Source organism: Xanthomonas vasicola (assembly GCF_000772705.2).
GTDB classification, from domain to species: Bacteria; Pseudomonadota; Gammaproteobacteria; order Xanthomonadales; family Xanthomonadaceae; genus Xanthomonas; species Xanthomonas vasicola.
Window position 1 is genome coordinate 1 of record NZ_JSBW02000030.1, and the last position, 18,113, is coordinate 18,113.

The following is an 18,113-nucleotide window of genomic DNA, read 5'->3' on the forward strand; positions in this document are numbered from 1 at the left end:
ACTTTACCTCAGGAGACGGCACCTACCGGGGCATCAATGCCAGCTTCACCGATGCCGAGGGTTATACGTTTGAAGTGCAGTTCCACACGGCCGAGAGCTTCAACGCCAAGGCGCAAACGCATCTGTCCTACAAGCGGATGCAGTTGGCGCAGACACGCCTCGAGAAGGAGCGGCAAAAACCCCGGCCCGATCCGGTCAGGCAGGCAAAACTGACGCAGGAAATCGCAGGGCACAGACAGGCGATGCACGAGATGACGGCCAGGGTGAGCAAGCCCGCCCACATCGAGCGCCTCGGAGGCCGCGCATGAGGACCCATCAATGCGCAAGACCTCGCGGATCTGCGGTTCTCAAGCCGGTTTAGCTGTGCGCCGGACGATATCTCCGCCCTCAAGGCACGAGCGCCGAGTGCCACTGGGCGGGAATCACGCGCGTGCGGCTCGCAGGCGCGGGCGAACGCGTCGATCGCCGTCATGGCGATCGACCGCGACGTGTGCGAGACCGGCGTGCACACCGGAGGTGTTGCTGCATACATGCCACGCAACCGTGCACCTGAGCGAATACGAGCAACCGGCAGGGATCGGTCCTGCCGCCAGCACAGAAGTTTTCAACGAATCCCGCCGGCCCTCGACGCCTCGCCGCGTCGAAGGTCCCTACGGATCATGCACGTGCAAGCGGCGTGGTCGTCACGACGAAGAAAACGCCTATTCCCGCGGCGGCAACACCGACAGCACTTCTTCGATGGTGGTCAGCCCGGCGGCGACCTTCTCCAGGCCGGTGCGGCGCAGCGTGCGCAGGCCTTCGCCGCGGGCAGCCTGGCTGAAGCTGGCAAGCTCCGTGTCGGGGCGGATGAGGGTACGCAGGCGCGGGCTGACCGGCAGCAGTTCGTACAGGCCCACCCGGCCCAGGTAACCGGTGCGGCGGCATTCCAGGCAACCGACCGGTGCGTGCACGTTGAGCGGTTCCGGCAGCGCTTCGCCCGGCTCGCGGATGGCCGCCCAGTCGGCGTCGCTGAGCGTATGCGGGCGCTTGCAGTGCACGCACAACGTGCGTACCAGCCGCTGCGCCAGCACGCCGTTGAGGGTGGAGGCCACCAGGTAGTGTGGCACGCCCAGGTCGAGCAGACGGGTGATGGCCGAAGCGGCATCGTTGGTGTGCAGCGTGGACAGCACCAGATGCCCGGTGAGCGAGGCCTGCACCGCCATCTGCGCGGTTTCCAGGTCGCGGATTTCGCCGATCATGATGATGTCCGGGTCCTGGCGCAGCAGTGTGCGCACACCGCTGGCGAAATCCAGGTCGATGTTCTGCTGCACCTGCATCTGGTTGAATTCCGGCGCGATCATCTCGATCGGGTCTTCCACGCTGCACACGTTCACGTCCGGCGTGGCCAGGCGCTTGAGCGTGGAATACAGCGTGGTGGTCTTGCCCGAGCCGGTGGGGCCGGTGACCAGCACGATGCCGTGCGGGCGCTCGACCAGCGCGCTCCAGCCGGCGGCTTCTTCGGGGCTGAAACCGAGCTGCTCGATGCTCTTGAACGCCGAATCCGGGTCGAAGATACGCATCACGCACTTCTCGCCGAACGCGGTGGGCATGGTGGACAGGCGCATTTCCACCTCGCGCCCGCCTGGCGAGCGGGTCTTGATGCGGCCATCCTGCGGGCGACGGCGTTCGGCCAGATCCATGCGCCCGAGCACCTTGATGCGGCTGACCACCGCCGTCATTACCGACGGCGGCACTTCCAGCACCTTGTGCAGCACGCCATCGATGCGGAAACGCATGCGTCCGGCCTCGCGCCGCGGTTCCAGATGGATGTCGCTGGCGCGCTGCTCGTAGGCGTACTGCAGCAGCCAGTCGACAATGTGCACGATGTGGTGGTCGTCGGCATTGACGTCGCCGGCGCGGCCCAGTTCCACCAGTTGCTCGAAGCTGGGCAGGCCGGCGTTGGGTTCGGTGCTGCGCGCGCCGCGTACCGACTGGGTGACACCGAAGAACTCCATCGTGTAGCGATGCAGATCCAGCGGGTTGATCAGCGCCAGCTCGATACGGCGCCGGCTCAGGTGTTGCACGTCGGCCAGCCACTCCAGCGCCAGCGGCTCGCTGGTGGCGATCAGCACGCGCTCGGCATCCAGCGCCAGCGGCAGGATGCGGTGCCTGCGCGCATACGCATGCGAGACCACGCCGGTGACCGCGGCCACATCGATGCGGGTGGGGTCGATGCGCAGATAGCGCAGCCCGGTGCGGGTGGCCAGCCATTCGGTGAGCCGTTCCAGGCCCAGCTCGCCGGCCGGCGGCTGCGCGGCGTGCAATTTCAGATTGGCCAGCAGCACCAGCGGATGCACCTCGCTGGCGGTGCGCGCGCCGCTGGCGGAGAACTGCACGCGCTCGTGTTCATGCGGTACCACCATGCCGTCGGCCAGCAGGGCCGCGGCCACCGGGTCGAACATCAGCCGGCCGCGCGGCAGCAGTGCCACGGCGTTATCCGGGTCGGCGGTACGCCGCTGTTCCATGCGTGTTTTCCCCAGCAGCGGTGCTGCGCGGCAAAGCGCCGCGGGTCGGCCGGTATACTAGCGCACCCCTTCCGTACGGCCTTTGCTGCATGTCCGATTCCCGGCGCGTTCCAATCACTTTCCAGGGCCTGATCCAGACCCTCAACCAGTACTGGGCCGAGCAGGGCTGCGTGCTGATCCAGCCGCTGGACCTGGAAGTGGGCGCGGGCACGTTCCATCCGGCCACGTTCCTGCGCGCGCTGGGGCCCGAGCCGTGGAATGCGGCGTACGTGCAGCCTTCGCGCCGTCCCACCGATGGCCGCTATGGCGAAAATCCCAATCGCCTGCAGCGTTATTACCAGTACCAGGTGGCGATGAAGCCCAACCCGGACAATATCCAGGACCTGTACCTGGGCTCGTTGCAGGCGCTGGGCATCGACCCGTTGGTGCACGACCTGCGCTTTGTCGAAGACAACTGGGAATCGCCCACGCTCGGCGCCTGGGGCCTGGGCTGGGAAGTCTGGCTCAACGGCATGGAAGTGACCCAATTCACCTACTTCCAGCAGGCCGGCGGGCTCGAGTGCAAGCCGGTGCTGGGCGAGATCACCTACGGCCTGGAACGGCTGTGCATGTATCTGCAGAGCTGCGACAACGTCTACGAGCTGGTGTGGACCTACGGCCCGGACGGCGCAGCGGTGACGTACGGCGATGTGTACCACCAGAACGAGGTGGAGCAGAGCACCTACAACTTCGAGCACGCCAATGTGGCCGAGCTGTTCCATCGCTTCGACGCCTGCGAAGCCGAAGCCAGGCATCTGGTCGAGGTCGGCCTGCCGCTGCCGGCGTACGAGCAGGTCACCAAGGCCAGCCACGCCTTCAACCTGCTGGATGCGCGCCGCGCGATCAGCGTGACCGAACGCCAGCGCTACATCCTGCGCGTGCGCGCGCTGGCCCAGGGCGTGGCGCAGGCGTACTACGCCCAGCGCGAGAAGCTGGGATTTCCTGGTGTCAAACGCTGATGCCGGCGCCTTGCTGATGCAGTTCCCTTCCCCCGCCTGCGGGGGAAGGTGCCCGAAGGGCGGATGGGGGCGGTATGCCATCCGACCTGGCACCACCCTCATCCGGCGCTGCGCGCCACCTTCTCCCGCCAGCGGGAGAAGCACCTCCTCCAGTCACCTTCGTCCGTTGACGGCAGAAGGAACAAGCAAGGTCCACCTGATATGAGCGAACAACTTCCCCTGCTGATCGAACTGGGCACCGAAGAGCTGCCGGTCAAGGCGCTGCCGGGTCTGGCGCAGGCCTTTTTCGATGGCGTGCTGAGCGGCCTGGAAAAGCGCGGCGTTGCCGTCACCCGCGGCGATGCCAAGCCGCTGTCCACCCCGCGCCGTCTGGCGGTGCTGCTGCCGGGCGTGGCCACCGAGCAGCCGGAGCAGCGCTCGGAAGTGCTGGGGCCGTATCTCAACATCGCCCTCGACGCCGAAGGCCAACCGACCAAGGCATTGGCCGGTTTCGCCGCCAAGGCCGGTATCGACTGGACCGCGCTGGAACGCACCAGCGACGCCAAGGGCGAGCGTTTCGTGCATCGCGCAGTGACGCCGGGCGCGCGCACGGCCGACTTGTTGCCGGAGATCCTGCGCGAGGCCATCGCCGCGATGCCCATCCCCAAGCCGATGCGCTGGGGCGCGCACGAGTACGCCTTCGCACGGCCGGTGCAATGGTTGGTGCTGTTGTTCGGCAGCGAGGTGATTCCGGCCGAGTTGCTGGGCGTACGCGGCGACCGCATCACGCGCGGGCACCGCTTCATGCATGAGGGCGCGGTGTCGCTGACGTCGCCCGGCGACTACGTCGATGCGCTGCGTGCGGCGCACGTGCTGGTGGATCCGGACGCGCGCCGTGCCCGCATCGTCGACGAAGTGCAGGCGGCCGCCAGGCAGGCCGGCGGCAGCGCACGCATCAGCGACGACAACCTGGAGCAGGTGGTCAACCTGGTCGAATGGCCGGCGGCGGTGCTGTGCAGTTTCGAACGCGATTTCCTGGCGGTGCCGCAGGAAGCGCTGATCGAAACCATGGAGATCAACCAGAAATTCTTCCCGGTGCTGGATGACGGCGGCACCTTGACCGAGCAGTTCATCGGCATCGCCAACATCCAATCCAAGGACGTGGCCGAAGTGGCCAAGGGCTACGAGCGGGTGATCCGACCGCGCTTTGCCGATGCCAAGTTCTTCTTCGACGAAGACCTCAAGCAGGGCCTGCAGGCGATGGGCGAAGGCCTGTCCAGCGTCACGTATCAGGCCAAGCTGGGCAGCGTGGCCGACAAGGTCGCGCGCGTGGCGGCGCTGGCCGAGGCGATTGCACCGCAGGTCGGTGCCGACCCGGCGCAGGCACGGCGTGCTGCGGAATTGGCCAAGAACGACCTGCAATCGCGCATGGTCAACGAATTCCCGGAATTGCAGGGCATTGCCGGCCGCCATTACGCCAAGGCCGCCGGCGAACCGAGCGAGATTGCGCTGGCCATCGACGAGGCCTACCAACCGCGTTTTGCCGGCGACGACATCGCGCTGTCGCCGCTGGGCAAGGTGCTGGCGATTGCCGAGCGTCTGGATACCTTGGCCGGTGGGTTTGCGGCCGGGTTGAAGCCGACTGGCAACAAGGATCCGTTTGCGCTGCGGCGCAATGCGTTGGGGTTGGCGCGGACCATCATCGAGAGTGGGTTTGATCTGCCCCTAATTGAATTGCTCAAGAAATCGGTCGGGTTGGTTAATTCCGCTTTGGCTTCGTCGCAAGCTAGCAAACAACAGGCAGCGGCTGAGGCTGCCAAGGTGAAAGGTGTCAATGTCGCAGAGCCTCAGAGCGGCGGACTATGGGTGCCAAACGTAGAAACAACTTCAGCAGAAATTCTCGACTTCATGCTCGACCGCCTACGCGGCTACTACGCCGACAAGGGCGTACCTGCAACGCATTTCAACGCGGTCGCCGCATTGTTCTCCGTCACGTCCGAAGCCGTGCCGACACCGACCAACGTAGGAGCGCACCCGGGCGCGACCCACGCCTCCCTCTACGACTTCGACCGCCGCATCGACGCCATCGGCATCTTCGCCACCTTGCCCGAAGCCGACGCGCTGGCCGCAGCCAACAAGCGCATCCGCAACATCCTGCGCAAGGTGGAAGGCGAGATCCCCGGCGACATCGACACCACACTGCTGCGCGAACCGGCCGAAGAAGCGCTGGCCGAAGCGGTGGAAGCGGCCATCGGCGACACCGGCGATGCGCTGCATCGTCATGACTACGTCGCCGTGCTCGCACGCCTGGCGCGCCTGCGCCCACAGGTGGATGCCTTCTTCGACGCGGTGATGGTCAATGCCGAAGACCCGCAGCTGCGCGCCAACCGACTCGCACTGTTGAAGAAGCTCGGCGACCGCCTCGGCAGCGTCGCCGCCATCGAGCACTTGTCCAGCTGATGGCCAGTTCGGCGGGCGCGCTGCACTGGCAGACCGCCCAGGCCGCATTGGCACGTCGCGACCTGGGCGTGGCGGCGTCTGCATTGCGGGCGCTGCTCGATGTCGAACCGACGCATGTGTCTGCGCGCGTGCTGCTGGCCGGCACCGTGTTGGCCAACGGCCGTATGCGCGAAGCGGTCACGCAACTGCAGCTGGCCGCACGCGATGTTGGCGACGATGTTGCGATGCGTTGCCGTGTGGCTCAGGCCTTATTGCGCGTGGGCGCACATCGCGAACTGCACGCGCTGCTGCGGCATCCATCGGTGACGCAGTGCCGCGACGGCGCGACCTTGGTCCTGCTTGCACATGTGCATCAATCCTTGGGCGAACACGTCGATGCCTTGGCAATGATGCAGCGCGCACAGGCCTGTGGATTCGATGGCCCGGACTTCGGTTTTTTTCTTGCGGTGCAACTGCAGTTCAATGGTCGCCTGGATGACGCGGCGCAGGCGCTGGAGCAGGCCTTGTTACTGTCGCCTGGCTACGGCCGCGCGGCACTCACGCGTGCGCGGCTGCGCCGTCAGAGCGTCAGCAGCAACCATGTCGACCACTTACGTCAGCAGCTGCAGCGTTCCAAACCCGAGAGCGAAGATCGCGCCGGGCTGGCATTTGCACTGTACAAAGAGTTGGAAGACCTTGGCGACACCGATGCCGCCTGGGACGCGCTGCAGTACGGCAATGCGGTAATGCATGCACGTCTGCGCCACGATGCGAACGCCGAAGCAGCGCTGTATGCGCAGCTGGGTGCATTGGCGGCGCAAGGCGTATTCGCAGCGCAGGGCACCGACACCGTGCAAGGTCCGCAACCGATCTTCGTGCTCGGCTTGCCGCGCTCTGGCACCACGGTGCTGGAACGAATGCTGGGCAATCATTCGCAGATCGTGTCGGCAGGCGAATTGAACGACTTCGGCCATCAGTTGCGCTGGGGTGCGGATCAGGCTGGCCGCAGTCTGCTGGACGCAGGCTTGCTGCAGGCATTCCCAACGCTGGATTACGCGCAGATTGGCGCGCGGTATCTGGAACAGACCCAGTGGCGTGCCGGATCGGCGCGCTGGTATATCGATAAATTGCCGGCCAATGCGGTGGCCATCGGCGCGATTGCGCGCGCATTGCCGGGCGCGTTGATCGTGCATCTGGTGCGTGAACCGATGGCAGTGTGCTTTTCCAATTACCGCGCGCTGTTTGGCGATTCGTATGCCTACAGCTACGACTTGCACACACTGGCGCGTCACTATCAGGCGTATCACGGCTTGATGGCGCAATGGCGCGCGGCATTGCCGGGCCGGGTAATCGATGTGGACTACGCGCAGATGGTGCGTGATCCATCCACGGTGTTGCAGCAGTTGATGGCACGTTGCGGCTTGGACATCGAACCTGGGCAAATTGACATCACCCGCAATGCGGCGGCCTCGGCAACGCTGAGCAGCGTGCAGGTACGCGAGGGGGTGCACAGTCGCAACGTCGAGGAATGGCGGCGCTATGCGTCCCAGCTGGAACCGTTGCGGCAGGCGTTGTCAGCGGCTGGTCTGATCGATGTTGGCGCGCATTAACCGCGGCAAAGAGGTCTGAGGCGGCGCACCAAACGCGCTGCGAGCGCGCTTTATCTACCTCAAACCCGATGCGCACCAATGCAGTCGCCTCGGTGGACAGCAGTGAGGTTAGCCGAGCCGCTCGCGCAACGTCATACCTACATGCTCTGGCATGCAGGCGAGCAACGGCTGTCGCAGCTGCGTCGCAAACCCTAAAACGCCAGCGGCAGCCATTTCGGCTGCCGCTGGATCACGCACTGTGCAAGAAGTTAGTGCGCGCCAAAGCGCCAGTTCAATTCCAGCATGTAGGAGCGGCCGCAGCCGGTGTAGTTAAAGATGTTGTAGTACGGATAGCTGGTGTAGGTGCGGTCACGCGGTGGCCGGGTGTTGGCAACATTGTTGACCGTTGCCGTCAGCGAGATGTCGTCGCTGACCGCATAGTCCAGCGTTGCATTGAACGTGGTCCACGCGCCGACCTTGCGTGCGCCTTCCACCGCGTAGCCGTCGGTACTTTGCTGCGACAGAAGGTTCGGTGTGCGGCCGTAGCGCTGGCCGAACAAGGTGGTTGTCCACGCATCCTTCTGCCAGGACACCGAGGCATTGGTGATGCTGCGGAACTCGGTGGAGAAGAAGGGTTCGTTGAGCAGATCACGTACCGGATCCTGCGGGAACTGCTGGCTTTCGTGTTTGAGGGTGAGGTTGTACTGCGCGTCGAACACGAACAGGCCCCAGGATTCGGTCGCCAGGTTGTACGTCGCCTTGGTGAGCACACCGGAGATTTCCTCGTTGGAAATATTCACCGGATTGATGCGGATGCTGCTCAGGCGATTGGGCACCGGTGCATCGGGCCCGGTCCGATCGATCCGCGAAAGCGCGTCCACGCAGGTAGGCGAATTGATGTCCAGGCTGCCCAGGCGGCACGCCGATTCGGTCTGCAGCAGATTGTCGGTGCTCAGATCGCTGACCTTCTGGTCGATCTTGATGTTGTAGTAGTCGGCATTGACGCTGAAGCGTGCGCTTGGCGACCACACCACGCCAGCGCCCCAGGACTTGGCCGTGATCGACTTCAGGTCGCGATTGCCGGCGCGGCGTCCTGAAATCGTGGTGCCAGCGTAGGTGCAATCGGCGATCGGCACGCCTGGTTCTTCCACCGCGCAACGGTAGTAATCGTTGACGCCCCGGAAGAAGCCGCTGTCGCCGGCAAAGCTGAAGGCCATGTCCGGCGCCTTGAAGGCGGTGGCGTAGTTGCCGCGGAACAACAGCGAGTCGATCGGGCGGAATTCCAGTGCCGCCTTGTAGGTGAATTTGGAATCCCCACCGCCTCCCTGGTTCTTGTAGTCGTCGTAGCGACCAGACAGGTTGGCGGTCAACGTGCGCAGGATCGGGATCCGCGTCTCGAAGGCGGCCGCCCAGTTGTCGCGCTTGCCGCTGCCTTGGGTGCCGGTCAGCTGATAGAAGTCGCCGGCGATGACACGCGGGTCGGTCGGGTTGGTCCAGTACTGATTGCCTGCCTGCAACACGCCGGCGATGCCAACAGCGCCGGCCGGCAGGTTGAACAGCTCGGTGTTGGTCAGCTGCAGGTTGACGTTCTGGGTCCAGGTTCTGGACTTGGTACGGATTTCGTCGTTGAAGCTGCGGTACTGCGCCGGCGTCAACGCGCGATAGAAGTTGGCATCGTTGGGCGAGTAGATCGGGTAGCCGTAGTACTCGCCTTGCGGTGCACCGAGGAATTGTTCGCGGAAGAAGTCTTCAATGCGATCGGCCAGCGGCCATTGCTGGCGGCTGTCGATGCGGTATTCCGAACGGGCGTAATAGGCATCGTAGGTCCAGTTGCTGGCGCCCAGGCCGCCCTTCAGGCCAATTGCGATGTTGTAGGAATCGGCAGTCTGGCGCTGATTGTTGAAATTCAGATTGCCGGTTTCTTCCGGCGCAAAGATGCGCTGATAGCTTTCCAGCTGCTGGCTGTCCTGGTTGTAGAACAGACCGCCGGTGTCAGAAGAGGCCTGCCAGAACTGCGAGCCACTGTTGACTTCGACCTTGGTGCGGTTGAGCAGCAGGGTCGAATACAGCTCGGCGTTGTCGTTGAATGCATAGCTCAGGTTGGCATAGCCGCTGGCGCTGCGCTCCTTGTTGAGGATGCTGGCATAGCCAGGCTCGGCACGGCTGCTGCAGAAGTTGCCACGGTTGGCACGGTTGTCGTATTGCACCGAACCGTTGAACAGCGCGCCCAGCGCGGCGCAGTTGTCGGCACCGGGGTCGATGTAGGTGCGCGGTGTGTTGTGCAGCGCGATGCGCGAGCCGTAGCGCAGGGTCGGGTCCGGGTTGTCGTTGGTGGAATCGAAATCGCGCCGCTGAAAACCGTAGATCGGGTCCTGATTATTGAGCTGCAGCCCCCACACGATATTGGCGCCGCCGATCTCGTTGCCGCCGGTGAGCTGAAAGCGCTGGTTGTTGCCGCCGCCACCATCGTAGGTGCCCATGCGGTAGTTCATCTGCACGCCGTCCATGCGCTTTTTCAGGATGATGTTGACCACCCCGGCGATGGCGCTGGAACCGTAGATCGAGGACTGGTTGCCGGGCGCAACGTCGATACGCTCGACCATGCCGACCGGCACGCTGGCCAGATCGACGAAGTTGCTTTGGCCGTTATAGAGCAGCGGGTAGTCGGCCATGGGCCGGCCATCAATGAGCACCAGGGTGAAGCCCGGGTCCAGTCCGAGCAGGCTCAACGACTTGGCGCCGGGAGTGAAGCCGCCGGTGAACTGGCCGTCCTGTACCGAGCCGGTGGCCATCGGCTGCGAGCGCAGCACGTCGTAGACGTCCTTGAAGCCGCGCCGCTGAATATCCTGTGCAGTGATCGACATCACCGGGGTGGCGGTTTCAATTTGCGAACGGGGAATCAGCGAGCCGGTCACGGTGACCTTGTCCAGCTGTGTCACGTCGTCCTGGCTCTGCGCTATTGCGAGGGACGGCAGCGCTAGAGCAGCACACACGGCATTAACCAGAAGATGGCGCTTCATGGGGTTTCTCTCCTAAGTGGGACGACTTGCAGAAAACGCGGCGAGAGCAAGTCCCGCAACGATAACCGCCAACGAAACGTTAACGGTGCGCGGACTTTACGCAGTAGAGCCTGCCTGGTAAAGCCGAGCCCGTCTGGTTTTTGGTTGTTTCATGCCGAGGCTGGACAGGTTGTGCCGATTTCCCGTTGCGGCCAATGCGCCATATCCCGCTCGATCACGGATCGCTCGGCGTACAACCTGGAATTGCACAGCAGACGGTCGCATGCCTCGAACGGTGCACGTACCCGCGTCGCGCCGGGCCACGCGCGTGCAATGTCGATCAAGGTCAGCCGGCCTCCGTGCAACAGCGCTTCACTCGCGCCGAGCAAGGCGCGCTGTCGTAATGCGTGCATGCCGGACAGTGAGTCGGGCAGGCACTTCTGCAATACTCGCTGGCGCGCATGGTCGGCACTCTTCTCTGGCCTAGTCACCTTGAGCGTGCCCCATACGCGCACCTTCTTCCACTCCCCGATGAAGCAAGTGCTTGATCTCGCACGAATAAATGTGGGGAATCCTCAGAATCCGGACTGTCTGTTCTTCGGTGAACTTCGACTTCTTCATGCAGAGCTCCTTGAGGTGCAACTCTACTTCCAAGTGGATCGAATTAACGAGGTCGCTTCACTGGTACCACTGTAGGTGCAGTCGGCGATCGGCACGTTGGGTTCTTCAACCGAGCGCAAGCCATGAGTCTGTCGTCCACGCAGTCACTGATCGCTCATCGGATCCAAGTTTGCGTGGAAAGATCGAATACGCGGTCCGCCATCGCAATGGTCTCCTTGCGATGAGCGATGATGATCCTAGTAATCTCTAGATCCATAACTGCGTCGTTAACCACCTTTTCGTTGTCGCTATCCAGATGGCTGGTCGCTTCATCGAGCACGAGGATCTTAGGCTGCCTGTATAGTGCCCTCGCCAGCAGGATCCTTTGCTTCTGTCCACCGGACAACGTCGAGCCCATATCGCCGACCAGGGTTTCGTAGCCCATCGGCATCTTCAATATTTCATCGTGGATACCAGCAGCACGCGCTGCCGCTTCGATCTCGGACAGCTCCGCCGAGCTGTCGAAGAACGCCACGTTGTCGGCGATTGTCCCAGAGAATAAGCAATCATCCTGCATCACTGCCGCCATTCCCTCAGCGGGGATGGCGCTGCGGCACACAGGTCTGGGCTGGTCGGTTACTGTCACTTCTCCTTCCTGCGGCACAAGTAGGCCAAGGACGATTTTGGCAAGCGTGGTCTTGCCACATCCGCTTGGACCGACCAAGGCAACAGACTGGCCGGGTGCTATGGTAAAGCTCAAGTTCCTGAAGATCCACGGTTCCCATTCGGAGTAGCGATATCCCAGCCCCTTCACCTGTACCTCCGGCGCGGACCGGAGGGCGCCTTCCAGGCGCCCGCGGGCAGGCTCTTCGTCCGCAGTGGTGATATCGGCAAGACGATTGAGGTGAAGTCCAAGCATCTTCAGTTCGACCGCGTTATCGATGAGGGAGCCCACGCGAGTAGAAAACTGGTCCGCATAAGACAGTGCGGCAACCATCATGCCGGCGGTCATCGCGTTGCGTGAGATGAGGTAGGCGCCTGCTGAAAGCAAGAAAACTCGCTGCAGCCCGAAGATGCCCTGGCTGGCGGCTCCAAAGCCCAGCTTGATCCGCTCCGCGGTAACGCCACGCTTGGCCGCCTCCAGCGTAGCATTTGCCAAGCGGGCGCGGCGTTCGAGCTGGCGGTTTGCCAGCTTGATTGCCTGAATGCCCCGTACCGACTCCATCAACTCCGATTGCTGTCGTGCATCTAACACCATGCTCTGTTCACTTGCACGCCAGAGTGCCCCGAACATGAGGAAGCGACCCAAGGCATAGAGGGTGGCCACGACCACCGCGACGGTCGCCATACCTGTGCTGTAGATAAATAGCAATACCAAAGCTAGGCTGCCTGTCAGGCCATCTAGCAGTGCGGTGACGAAGCTACCCGTCAAGCTCGCCTGGATCCAGTGAATGGATCCGAATCGGGACATGATGTCTCCCAGGTGGCGCTTCTCGAAAAAGTCCAGGGGCAGGCGCATGAGATGGCTGAAGATATTGATGACCCACTGCGTGCTGATGTTGGCCCCCAGCCAGCTAATCAACCAAGCCCTCGCTAAATTCAGACCCGCCTGGATGATGATCACCAGCGAAAAGATTGCAGCAACTGTGAGTATGACCTTGCCGTTGGACTCTGAGATCTGGTCGACTGCCCACTGGGCCTGGAGCGGTATAGATAGACCTAGCGCCTCGATCGCCAACGCGAGGGCGAAGATCTGGATCAGCACCCTCTTCAATCCGCTGATCCGCCCGGTCAATGCAGACAGTGGCACGGTAGGTGACTTGCTTGCCCGCCTGAATGACGCGATCGGCTCTAATTCCAGCAGCACTCCGGTGAAGTATTTGCTGACCTCACCCATAGGCATCAGGCGCCGCCCTTGGGCCGGGTCAATGATTACCAGCTTGCTGCCCTTGGTACCAGCCAGTACCACGAAGTGATTCATGTTCCAATGCAAAATAACGGGCGCTTGCACTTCCCTCAGATAATCCAGTTCTGCGCGCAACGCCCTGCAATCGAAGCCCATGTCATCTGCAACCTCGATAACCTGGTTAAGCGACATACCCTTCAGCGTGGAGCTGTAGCGGCGCCTGAGGGCAGGAAGCCCGCAATCATTGCCGTAGAACTGGGCCAGCATTGCTAGGCACGCCAGCGCGCACTCTGCCGCCTCCGATTGCATGATCGGATCGACACGCTTTTTTTGCGACCACAAAAGAGTCGGGCTGCCATCAGCCATTGTCATGGGGTAGCCTTTTCATCTGAGCCCAGGGATGGCAGAGCGAACGGACGGAGCATCCAATCAATCAGGCTTCTGGTCTCCACATCGACCTTGGCCGTCAAGGTCATTCCAGGCTTTGCTGCAAACCGCCGAAGGAAGGACGATGACGATGCATCGTCAATGGCAACTATCACACGATAGCCCGAGCTGGGTTGGGTGCTGCCGAGGATCCTACCGATCTCAAACGCTGAAACAGCGTTCGTCGATATAGAGATAATCTTACCGCGCTGTCTGCCGTATCTAGCGGCAGGAAATGCATCATAGCTGATATCCACGGGCTTGCCGACCTGTAACAGACCGACCGCCGAGCTGGGCGCCCATAGTTCGGCCACGAGCTTCGAATTTCTGGGAAGGATCACCATGAGTTGTGACGCTTCATCCACGGCCATGCCAGGATGTGCGAGGACATTTACGACAATGCCGTCCATCGAAGCATGAATCACCTGGCTCCGGCGCTGTTCATTCTCTGCTTTCTCGTTTTCCACATCCGCAATCTGTACGTTTAGCGCGACAATACGCTCCCCGGTGATGTGGGGAAGCTGAATCAGCTCAGCCTCCAATTGGTTTAACTCAAGCATTGCCTGAAGCCGCTGGTTTCGCACATCCTGCGCAAGGGACTTCTGCTGCAGTGCAGTGTCATATTGTTGCGCCAGCTGGTAGCCGCTGACCAATCCGCTCGCCTTGGTGCGCCAAGTTTCGTAGAGCGCGTTAGCCGCCTTGTAGCGGATATCCTGATTCTTGATCTGCAGCGTCAACGTTGCAATGCGCGCACGTAGCAGTTCGATCCGATCACGCAGATCGTGTTCCTTCAGTACAGATAGGCGCTGCTGAGATTCGACCGACGCCTTGAGCTGTTGGAGCTTGCTGGCAATTTGGCCGGAGATCAGTTTTCCAGTATCGCTGGACGCCGCGCTGGAACGCTGGCTGGATACTCTGACCAGGGGTTGCCCAATCATCACCTGATCTCCCTCCGACACTAAGACTTCGGCCACGGTCGCACCCGATGCCTGTGGCGCCACCACGTTCGCCTGGCCAGCCAACGGAATCAGGCGTCCAACGATTTTTTCAGTCCTGCTGTAGCGCCCAAATAGCGCAAGTCCCGTCATGATCAACAAGATCAGGGCCGCGCTAAAAAAGAAAACCCAACCCAAGCGGGGCGGCGTGATGCTGATGCCGCCGAGCCGGGTTACCTTTTTCGCCGCGAACACCTCATTGCGGAAAAGCTCCACTTACATTCCTCGCACTGAAGATTTCACTAAGGAAGATCTGAACAGCCAGCAGCACCTTGGAAGTTTCAATCAGTACTGCCTAAAGGATGCATGTGGTTGGCTTGACTAACGACAGCACAAACAGCGTCAGCACCTGCGCCATCTTCCCGACCACCCACGCATCTGTTGCGATCTTCCAGGTCTGGAGTTCCTAGTGTTTTCCTGGGTCACCTTGACATCGGCGACATGGCTGCGGTAAATCCCGCTGGCTGAAACAGCCCCGAATTCATCCATGCGAATGCACGCCTTCGAAATACCATCGATTGCTCTTGTTTATTACTATACGTCTCAGGGTCGAGTGGGATCGGAACTTTTGAGTTAGCTGGGTGCTATGACGAAAGTCGCACCGACGATTGTGCCAGACCGGAAGCTTGCCGTTTCGCACCAGATTGGCGTTGACCATATCCAAAATCTGCACGGCAAGCCCGTGGGGCTCCACCAAGCGACGAGAGTTAGAATTGCGGTCTAATCGGGAATGTCGTTCAATCCTCCGAGCTGGACAAAACTGGGGTAAGGGGAGATCCCGTGCAGCGCTTATTTAAACGCTGGGTTGATCAGTGCCTACCATTGCTGCAACAGAGGAATCTGTAAAATGGTCGACACATGTCTCCTCAACATGAGGCGATACCGTCACGTATCTGACGGTTTCCCCAGTGCTGCCGAAGATAATTTCCCATAAAAACCTGCCGCTTACCGGGGCGGATCCGGAACGACTGACCCGCAGCGTGGCTGGAAGTTGGCAAGCACGCAGCGCGAGCGGAACCAGCCCACCTAGGCCTAGTCAGGTGCAAATGAAAGCTGGCGTCTCCAGACTAGTGGCTTGCTCTCTCGCTGCCTGTCCGGGAAGAAAAGGGAAATGTAGCCTGCGGCGATGGCGCGGTCGCGGAGTTTCAAGCCAACCCCCTCTGCTGTCACGACAGAGACTTCGGTCACCTTGCCTTGCGCGTTGACTTTCATGTCCCACTCAAGGCTGCCAAGGTATTCCGGTGGTGGAATCGAAGCATCATAGTTAGGGCGCCCCACGACATAAGGTGTTCCAGGATCCTTGGAAAGTGGTGAGTCCTCGAGCCTGGCATTGACCTGTATCGTGCTTTCTCCAGCGCGCCCATCGCCTGTTTTCGCTCGGAACGTCCATAGGCCAAGCGTGCCGTCCTTGCCTAGATCGGCGCTATAGCAATGCTTGACGCCCCGGTAATCGGGATAGGTGTGGCTCGATACTTCCTGTCCGGCTGCGTCGAGCACCGTCAACACCAAGCCATGCACGTCGGTATCGGCAAGATCGGTTGCGACGCATACCTGATGATCGTGCTTACCATCGGTCAAGAATTGGATGGTCTGCTGGCGTGCGATTGAATGAGGCGGCTGGGCGTCCCAGAGAAATTCGATATAGACACTCTTATCTGCTGCACTTGCCACGCACGAAATAGTTGCTAATGCTAGAAAAGTCCAAGGAGTTCTCTTCATAAATATCCAAATCCTCAAATACAGCAGTCACGCTGGCTGCGCGGCCCGTCAGGTAGATCCAGTCGACCTCGTTCAAAGAGACGGTCAGGGGGCGTGGGGCTGCGACGTAATACCTGGGCAGGTAAGCAGCTTGCGATGTGCCGATGACTTATCGCCACACATTAGAGACGGATCGGAATTGATCCTACAATTCCGTTGCTCGATCTGCAAGGCGTGGGCTCGTAACCAATAATGGTGTATGCGCAACTAAGGCGCGCCCAACTCTGGAGCCGCTGGACGCGCCCACCAGTAGTCGGATCAAGATTGCCCAACTACCGATTGTTGCGCTGCCTCAGGCGGAGCCGGGATCAGTCTTCGGCGTAGATTTGCTCTGGTCCTTCCATGAATTGGTCGGCGTCGGGTTCGTGGCGCCGCCTGCAACCTGGCCTACTTCATCACGCGAAAGGACCCGTGCAAGCACGCGTCCCGTTTCAGTAGCATTCTTACGTTTTTTCGTGACATCAGCATTGCTCATTTCATCCACTCCAGTAAGTGCGCAGGTAATGCTGCGCGTCAACGCATGGACCATCCATGCGAATAGCGAACCACATTGATGCGCTAATGCATCAATATTCAGGGAAAAACCAACTCAGTTTCCAATCCCGAACGTTTAGCATCTTCGTAGGCTTCTCTCAGAGTAAGCGGTTGGGAAACTCGCTCATACTCGAATTGTGGATCTGCGCGCTCAATGAACTGGCAGAACGCCTCGGTGAGCGGGATACTCTGGCACCATGTCTCAATAAACATGAACTGCCCTGCCTCATTGACCTCTAGGAAGATCCATTGATCATTCTCATCAATGATGAAATCAAATCCGCCACTGACAATGTCGAGCCGCTCCATGAGGTTGAGACATTTGTGGTAAATTTCTTCGGGGAGAACTGCCGGCGCACACGCCTTGATGCCGCCTTGTCCTATTCTCCAATCGAGGTCTCCACCGTCCAGCGTGTGAGATTCAATCTTCACCCCACCGTAAAAACGACCAAAGAACTGTATACGGGCCTCATACTTCTTTGGAATCTTGGCTTGAAAAATCCCTGGGGTTGACGCTAGCAGATTATGCTCGGGCAGTAGCTCTGCTGTCACTTTTGCGGTAAAAGTCTGGATTATTGAACCATCCTCTTCCCATACATAGCCTGTTAGTGGCTTGTAGATATGCTCCCCAGCATTTTCGATGAAGGTTCGTATTTCTCTGGGGTTGTTGCTAATCAATGTTCGCGGAATGAGAAGCCCGACAGCCTGCGCCTCCAAGAGTTGATGAATTTTTAGTTCACAGGCGTCTGCGCTAACGCCCTTATTGATCCAGAATGCCTTTCTAAAGAGCGACTTGTGCGCATGGAACGCCGCGTCCAGCTCCATCTGGGCGAACTGTCGATCCCTGACGTCGATGACCTTCGGAACTTCCGGCACACGCCGACGCCTGTTCCAGACGACACCGATGTCATGTTCATTAAAATGATGTTCCCCTGTGCTGATTCGTACATCTGCATGCCCTTCTGCATACCTGATACTCACAGAAGATCTGGTGGGATAGTCCTCGGCATTCCACCGAATGACGCGACTGCCGCGCCTAGACAGTGCTTGCCCAAAGACGGCTACATGGAAATTTGTCGAGAGAATTGATCAGTACGGTTTTTTTTCTAGGTATCACGCATGTCTGTCCTCGCATCCTTTCATTGCACCCGCAATTCTCAGCGCAAGCCTGCGGCTCCCAAAGAGACGGAAACAACCTAAACAACTGGCGTTTTTAAGCACCTTTACCTTCATTGCATGACAAAAATAATTTTTGGTATTGAGTTGTCCCTGAAAAATCCCCTTCAAGCGCCCCGTGCCGTCTGTGACAGCGGCACGTGGCTAAAGGATGGCCATTCCATCGCCCGCATCCAGGCACGCAAAAACGCGATCCAGCGCAGCAGCCAG

General features: G+C 60.6%; 11 protein-coding genes and 1 pseudogene. 4 read left to right on the plus strand and 8 right to left on the minus strand.

Features of this window, described 5'->3' with window-relative positions:
• On the plus strand, positions 1-308 hold a 308-nt coding region (locus NX05_RS24165), incomplete at its 5' end, for a hypothetical protein (protein WP_162231353.1).
• Positions 309-701: 393 nt separating this feature from the next.
• Here the strand turns inward: NX05_RS24165 and NX05_RS07280 are convergent.
• Positions 702-2,504 carry a GspE/PulE family protein gene (locus NX05_RS07280; RefSeq protein WP_039434467.1) on the minus strand — a complete coding sequence of 601 codons (1,803 nt, stop codon included), beginning with the start codon at positions 2,502-2,504 and terminating at the stop codon, positions 702-704.
• An 89-nt stretch (positions 2,505-2,593) separates the two neighbouring features.
• Here NX05_RS07280 and glyQ point away from each other — a divergent pair, with 89 nt between their 5' ends.
• The 3 genes from glyQ (at position 2,594) to NX05_RS07295 (ending at position 7,530) form a co-directional block, all read left to right on the plus strand.
• The gene (gene glyQ, locus NX05_RS07285) at positions 2,594-3,502 is read left to right on the plus strand and encodes a glycine--tRNA ligase subunit alpha (RefSeq protein WP_003484954.1); all 909 of its coding nucleotides are present in this window, start codon (positions 2,594-2,596) and stop codon (positions 3,500-3,502) included.
• Positions 3,503-3,703: 201 nt separating this feature from the next.
• On the plus strand, positions 3,704-5,941 hold the full coding sequence (gene glyS / locus NX05_RS07290) for a glycine--tRNA ligase subunit beta (protein ID WP_039434469.1): 2,238 nt from the start codon (positions 3,704-3,706) through the stop codon (positions 5,939-5,941).
• Positions 5,941-7,530 carry a tetratricopeptide repeat-containing sulfotransferase family protein gene (locus tag NX05_RS07295; protein WP_039434471.1) on the plus strand — a complete coding sequence of 530 codons (1,590 nt, stop codon included), beginning with the start codon at positions 5,941-5,943 and terminating at the stop codon, positions 7,528-7,530. Before glyS ends, NX05_RS07295 begins: the two co-directional genes overlap by 1 nt.
• Before the next feature lie 248 nt (positions 7,531-7,778).
• Here the strand turns inward: NX05_RS07295 and NX05_RS07300 are convergent, their stop codons facing one another.
• The 7 genes and pseudogenes from NX05_RS07300 to NX05_RS24825 all read right to left on the minus strand — a co-directional run bounded on the left by NX05_RS07300 (position 7,779) and on the right by NX05_RS24825 (position 17,813).
• Entirely contained in the window at positions 7,779-10,469 is a 2,691-nt protein-coding gene (locus NX05_RS07300; protein ID WP_172645712.1) for a TonB-dependent receptor plug domain-containing protein, read from the minus strand.
• 251 nt (positions 10,470-10,720) lie between these two features.
• A pseudogene (locus tag NX05_RS07305) lies at positions 10,721-10,971 on the minus strand (IS4 family transposase); the annotation flags it as partial.
• Positions 10,972-11,283: 312 nt separating this feature from the next.
• On the minus strand, positions 11,284-13,386 hold the full coding sequence (locus tag NX05_RS07310) for a peptidase domain-containing ABC transporter (protein WP_039434480.1): 2,103 nt from the start codon (positions 13,384-13,386) through the stop codon (positions 11,284-11,286).
• A complete protein-coding gene (locus NX05_RS07315) occupies positions 13,383-14,651 on the minus strand; it encodes an HlyD family secretion protein (RefSeq protein ID WP_039434483.1) in 1,269 nt (422 codons plus the stop codon). The genes NX05_RS07310 and NX05_RS07315 overlap by 4 nt, the downstream gene beginning before the upstream one ends.
• Positions 14,652-15,467: 816 nt before the next feature.
• On the minus strand, positions 15,468-16,154 hold the full coding sequence (locus NX05_RS24820; RefSeq protein WP_230597624.1) for a hypothetical protein: 687 nt from the start codon (positions 16,152-16,154) through the stop codon (positions 15,468-15,470).
• A gap of 331 nt (positions 16,155-16,485) precedes the next feature.
• Positions 16,486-16,668, minus strand: a complete 183-nt coding sequence (locus tag NX05_RS23650) for a hypothetical protein (RefSeq protein ID WP_134810999.1) — start codon at positions 16,666-16,668, stop codon at positions 16,486-16,488.
• 98 nt (positions 16,669-16,766) lie between these two features.
• The gene (locus NX05_RS24825; protein WP_338108266.1) at positions 16,767-17,813 is read right to left on the minus strand and encodes an MvdC/MvdD family ATP grasp protein; all 1,047 of its coding nucleotides are present in this window, start codon (positions 17,811-17,813) and stop codon (positions 16,767-16,769) included.
• Positions 17,814-18,113: the final 300 nt, after the last annotated feature.

Excerpts from the sequence above, each read along its gene's own strand:
- NX05_RS07280 (WP_039434467.1), bottom strand. The coding sequence starts at position 2,504 with ATGGAACAGCGGCGTACCGCCGACCCGGATAACGCCGTGGCACTGCTG.
- glyQ (WP_003484954.1), top strand. The coding sequence starts at position 2,594 with ATGTCCGATTCCCGGCGCGTTCCAATCACTTTCCAGGGCCTGATCCAG.
- glyS (WP_039434469.1), top strand. The coding sequence starts at position 3,704 with ATGAGCGAACAACTTCCCCTGCTGATCGAACTGGGCACCGAAGAGCTG.
- NX05_RS07295 (WP_039434471.1), top strand. The coding sequence starts at position 5,941 with ATGGCCAGTTCGGCGGGCGCGCTGCACTGGCAGACCGCCCAGGCCGCA.
- NX05_RS07310 (WP_039434480.1), bottom strand. The coding sequence starts at position 13,386 with ATGACAATGGCTGATGGCAGCCCGACTCTTTTGTGGTCGCAAAAAAAG.
- NX05_RS24820 (WP_230597624.1), bottom strand. The coding sequence starts at position 16,154 with ATGAAGAGAACTCCTTGGACTTTTCTAGCATTAGCAACTATTTCGTGC.
- NX05_RS23650 (WP_134810999.1), bottom strand. The coding sequence starts at position 16,668 with ATGAGCAATGCTGATGTCACGAAAAAACGTAAGAATGCTACTGAAACG.